At 47.8% G+C, this 5,124-nt stretch carries 4 protein-coding genes and 1 pseudogene; 3 read left to right on the forward strand and 2 right to left on the reverse strand.

Annotated features, from left to right (window positions below):
* Together GY683_RS04075 and GY683_RS04080 are read right to left on the reverse strand one after the other, a co-directional pair.
* Positions 1 to 386: pseudogene (locus tag GY683_RS04075) on the reverse strand (hypothetical protein); the annotation flags it as partial.
* A gap of 20 nt (positions 387 to 406) precedes the next feature.
* Positions 407 to 1,654, reverse strand: coding sequence for an NnrS family protein (locus GY683_RS04080; protein WP_297287536.1), 1,248 nt, complete (start codon positions 1,652 to 1,654; stop codon positions 407 to 409).
* A 129-nt stretch (positions 1,655 to 1,783) separates the two neighbouring features.
* Here GY683_RS04080 and queA point away from each other — a divergent pair, with 129 nt between their 5' ends.
* The 3 genes from queA to GY683_RS04095 form a co-directional block, all read left to right on the forward strand.
* The gene (queA, locus tag GY683_RS04085; RefSeq protein WP_297287537.1) at positions 1,784 to 2,827 is read left to right on the forward strand and encodes a tRNA preQ1(34) S-adenosylmethionine ribosyltransferase-isomerase QueA; all 1,044 of its coding nucleotides are present in this window, start codon (positions 1,784 to 1,786) and stop codon (positions 2,825 to 2,827) included.
* A 50-nt stretch (positions 2,828 to 2,877) separates the two neighbouring features.
* The gene (locus tag GY683_RS04090; protein WP_297287538.1) at positions 2,878 to 4,449 is read left to right on the forward strand and encodes a DUF389 domain-containing protein; all 1,572 of its coding nucleotides are present in this window, start codon (positions 2,878 to 2,880) and stop codon (positions 4,447 to 4,449) included.
* Positions 4,450 to 4,512: 63 nt separating this feature from the next.
* A partial coding sequence (locus GY683_RS04095) for a tRNA guanosine transglycosylase (RefSeq protein WP_297287539.1) occupies positions 4,513 to 5,124 on the forward strand: 612 nt, incomplete at its 3' end.

Here is a 5,124-nt window from a genome sequence, read left to right on the forward strand (position 1 = left end):
ATGTGACGAATGCGCGGATGCGGCGCGATGTCACTTTGGGTGGGTGCGCGCTTGGTGGGTGCAGGCTCCGCTTCTTTATGATCGGTTGGAATGTAGGTCTGAGCCGCCCCATCTCCAGATGCTGGCGCAATATCGGACAGCACGACATTTAGATTAACTTCCTCGACACCGATCGTGTGCAGGCGTGTGCGCAGCGCATGATAGACGTTTTCGAGTTGTTTTTGGTCTGCATCTTTGTGGATTTTTAGTGATAAATTTACCACATCGCCGACGATTTCGCTGCTTGTCACATGATGATTGAGCGGCTGTCCGTATAGGTTAAATTCAGCAATGCTCTCATCCACATCCGTCTGAGAGAACTTATTTTTCTTAAAAATATTAAACATGATTCGCCTTATGATAATGATTAGCCAAACAATCCGTCAGTGCGCGCCTTCGATAAGATACCCACATAAGACACACAGAACAGCATAAACGACAACACCCAAGCCACTTGCGACACCAGCATCCAAGTCATGTAATCACCGCCAAACATCGGCAGCAGTACTCGGCACAGCGCTGACACGATCATCAATGCAAAGATTGCGCCCACTGTCTTAGGCGGCTGATGAATTTTACGCCCAGTGTGCCCCAACGCCACGCGCGCCATCATAGCAACGGTCATTAGTCCCACACCGAACAGTGCCAGCCCATGCAGCCCCAACTCATGCAGGTTCATGCTACTGTCAATGAATGGATACACCACAAAAATCAGCATACTTGCCGTCATGCCTGCAAATGCAATGACAAGCGACCACAACAAGGGCTTTTGCCAGATGCCTGCATGATACCAGTTTTTGAGGCGAAGTGCATTGGCAATAAAGCAAATCAAGGCAAAAATCGCTGCAATCTTCGGCATGACGATAAATAAATCAAACACGATAAAGCCAAACAGTCCCACAAGATTCGCTCTGTCTAGCAGCGTAGAATTTTTTTGCTCCACATTGATGCCGTTTGGCTTGCCATCGTTATTAACGCTGATGCCCTTAACAATAAAAAATGGCAAAACGCGGCGACCGATGGTAAATACCACCCCAATCACCAAGTATAACGCGGCATACAAAGATACTTGCTGCATATTCAAGTGACTGGTAAATACACCCACATAAAATGCCAACTGCGCGATGTATAGCAGGACGAGCTTGGCGATAATGCCAATTTGGCGCTTTTGTCGTGCTGCCCACACTGCTTTAATCACAGCAAACGAAGTCAATCCCCAAAATAACATATCCATCACAAAGGCCACGACAAGCATGGCGTTACTTGGCACAGCGTGCGCGCCCATCCATATGATACGCGCCAGCACCCACGGCAAAAATATCGCAAAAAGCTTCCATCCATAGGGCATGGGTTGATTCGTCCATGTCTTGACAGCCGTCAGTAGAAATCCTGCGATCACCGCCAGCGCATAGCCAAACACCATCTCATGACCATGCCAATAAAAAGGATTCATCGTACCTTTAAATGGCGCAAATCCTTGTAATATCGCAAGCCATAACAGCATGGCAACCACTGCAAATAGCGCCGACCCCACAAAGAAAATCCTAAATCCAAGATTTAAAATCGGGTGAGGCGACGTGGGACGTTTGGCGGTATTTTGGATATTCATGAGCATGGCGAGCGCCTTATGTTTTTAGTTTTTTATATGATACGCCTTTTATATGGTATTTTCAAATTATCCAAAAGCGGTAGGCGGTACACTGATTTTTTGATAAAATACACAGTTTTATCATGAAGAATAGACATGCCACTTCTTACCGCTGACTTTGACTACCATTTGCCCGATGAACTCATCGCCCGTTATCCGCTTGCCGTACGGTCAAGTTCTCGCCTGTTGCACGTGCAAGGCGACACACTCGCTGACCTTAATTTTACCGATTTGCCTGACCTATTAAACAAAGGCGATTTGCTCGTTCTAAACGACACCAAAGTCATGAAAGCCCGCCTATTTGGGGTCAAGGACACAGGCGGAGCGGTGGAAGTCTTGATAGAACGCATTACCGACCACGACAATCACATCGCCCATTGTCATGTACGCTCTAGCCGTGCGTTAAAGGTGGGGCAAACGGTGAGTCTGGCAGACGGGGGCATGACGGCGACCATGTGCGGACGGGTGGAGAATTTGTTTATCTTACAATTTGACGCACCGATTTTGGCAGATTTGGAGCGTTATGGGCAAATGCCAATTCCACCTTATTTTGAGCGTACGGCAGACGATAGGGACGACACCCGTTATCAGACGGTGTTTCATGACCCTGCCAAACAGGCAAGCGTTGCCGCCCCGACCGCCAGCCTACATTTTGATGATGAGACCTTGAAGCGTCTTGCCGATAAAGAGGTAGAGATTGCCTTTGTAACCTTACACGTTGGGGCAGGTACGTTCGCCCCTGTCAAGGCGAACGATTTGACCGACCACGTCATGCACGCTGAATACGCCCACTTGCCACAAGCCACTGCCGACAAAATCAACACCACCAAGACACAAGGCGGACAAGTCATCGCCGTGGGGACGACCGTCACTCGCACGCTAGAAACTGCCCATTTGCACCGTGTGGACGGACAGCTTGCCGAATTCGCTGGCGATACGCAGATTTTTATTTATCCGCCTTATGAATTTGGTGTGGTGGATAGGCTCATTACCAATTTTCATTTGCCAAAATCCACACTCCTGATGCTCGTATCTGCCTTTGCAGGGACGGACAACATCAAAAACGCCTATGCTCATGCGATTGATAAAAAATACCGCTTTTTTAGTTATGGCGATGCGATGATTTTGGATAAGTTTTAATAACTACTTTTTAATCATAACCACCTATTTAACAACAATAATAGCACACCATGAGCGACAACAAAGACACTCAAGACGATGATATTGAGTTTAGCCAAGATGAGCTTGAAGAACTCAAAAAACAAGGCATCGATGACGATGAGCTTGATGACATTGTCAAATCAGTCAATGAAGCGCTGTCTGATAATGCCAACGCCAAAGAGACTCACACCGCCTATGATAAGATGGATTTTATCCCTTATCATGCAGATGACACGCCGCTGATGTCGGTTTATGCCGCGATCAATTTCTTTGAAATTAAACACAAACCCAAGAAAAATAGCAAAGCTGACGATAAAGACAGTAAAGACGATAAAGCAGCGACAGTTTGCGAGAAGCAGTCCACAGAATCAGCAACTGTACAGAATGAAGCTGCCAATAAATCACCCAAAATCTTGGAATCTACAGTCAACACCAAAGACAAAGGCGACTCTACCAAAACATCTGATAGCGAGAACGAAAGCGACGATGACAAGCAAAAACAAGCTGACATCGTCCGCACCATGCTTGCCAAAAAACACAGCGAAAAAACCGTAGACCACAAGAGCGTACGCATTAATATCGAGGCTGGCGCCCTACCAACCAAGATGTTCTTTATCATGAATGGTCTATCCGCCATCATCGCAGGCTATGGGCTTCTTGCCAATTCACCCGCGGTGGTGATTGGCGCCATGCTGATCGCCATGATGCTATCACCCATTACCAGTGCCGCCCTTGCTGTGATTGATGCGCAACTGTCATTATTAAAAACCTCCCTAATGACGTTATTCGGTGGCGTGTTTGTCATTTATGCTGTTGGCATGGTGCTTGGACTGCTCTACCCTGATAACGTGATGACGTCTGAGATCCTATCTCGAACCGCGCCAACGACGATGGATCTGATGGTGGCCTTAGCGGGTGGTGCGGCAGGTGCGTACGCCATGATATCGCCCAACCTATCGGTGGCGGTTGTTGGCGTGGCAGTGGCGACCGCCCTAGTTCCACCCCTAACAGCCAGCGGCATCCTTCTATCAGCAGGTGAAGCAAGACTTGCCATGGGCGCGCTGATACTTGCCATTACCAACATGCTCGCCATCCAATTCACCAACGCGCTTGTTCTGTGGTTTGCAGGATTCCGCCGCACCCTTGACGATAAGGATGTCAGCAAACTTGGTCAAATCGGTCTATTCCTAAAACGAAATAGCGCAGTCCTTCTTGCGCTTGTGCTCATTGGCGGCTATCTGTCAATGAACCTCAAGCAAACCCTAAATGAGCAAAACTTTGAACGCCAAAGTGTCGCGCTGATCGAAGAAAGCCTTCAAAATCAACCAACTTACCTAATGTCCCAAAACTTCTCTCAGAATAAGGACACCCGAACTGTTCGTTTGGTGCTAGAAGGTACGACACCACCAACACAGACACAGGTCAAACAGCTTGAACAACAAATTCAGGACATCGCCGACCATAGATTCAAGGACGGTAAAACCATCAGCCTACAAGTTCGCTTCATCCCGCAGATTATCATCGAATCTGACGGAGTGAATCGCCATGATGTCAAGCTTAGCTCTGATGACATCAAGCAGCGAGAAAGCAGCACACCCTAGCATTATTTCATTGTCAAATTATGCTATAATAGCCAGTTTTGAAAATTAATTATTCGGATATTCATGAAATTCACACTACATAAAACCGACACAAAAACCCGAGCTCGCCGTGGCACGGTACACCTAGCTCATGGCGATGTCGCCACGCCTGCCTTTATGCCTGTGGGGACGTATGGCACGGTCAAGGGCATGCTCCCACGAGACATTCACGCCATTGGGGCGGATATTATTTTGGGCAACACCTTTCATCTGTGGCTACGTCCGACCACAAGCGTGATTGATGAGTTTGGCGGATTGCATGAGTTTATCGGTTGGGATAAGCCGATTTTGACCGATTCGGGCGGTTTTCAGGTGTTCAGCCTAGGGGCGATGAGAAAAATCACCGAAGAAGGTGTGCATTTTCGTTCGCCTGTGGACGGCTCCAAGGTGTTTTTATCGCCTGAGATTTCCATGCAAATCCAAAACTCCCTAAACTCCGACATCGTCATGCAGTTTGACGAATGCACGCCCTATCCTGCCACGTACAAAGAGGCCCAAAAATCGCTTGAATTATCGCTCCGCTGGGGGCAACGCTGTCTTGATGAACATCACAAACTGGGTAACAAAAACGCCCTGTTTGGTATCGTGCAAGGCAGTATGTACGAAGATTTGCGTATGCAGTCCTTGACCGCTTTG

The organism is Moraxella sp., from assembly GCF_024227015.1.
Classification (GTDB): Bacteria; Pseudomonadota; Gammaproteobacteria; order Pseudomonadales; family Moraxellaceae; genus Moraxella.

What these genes read in the sequence shown, in the direction of transcription:
- queA (WP_297287537.1), top strand. Translation starts at nt 1,784, where the DNA reads ATGCCACTTCTTACCGCTGACTTTGACTACCATTTGCCCGATGAACTC.
- GY683_RS04080 (WP_297287536.1), bottom strand. Translation starts at nt 1,654, where the DNA reads ATGCTCATGAATATCCAAAATACCGCCAAACGTCCCACGTCGCCTCAC.
- GY683_RS04090 (WP_297287538.1), top strand. Translation starts at nt 2,878, where the DNA reads ATGAGCGACAACAAAGACACTCAAGACGATGATATTGAGTTTAGCCAA.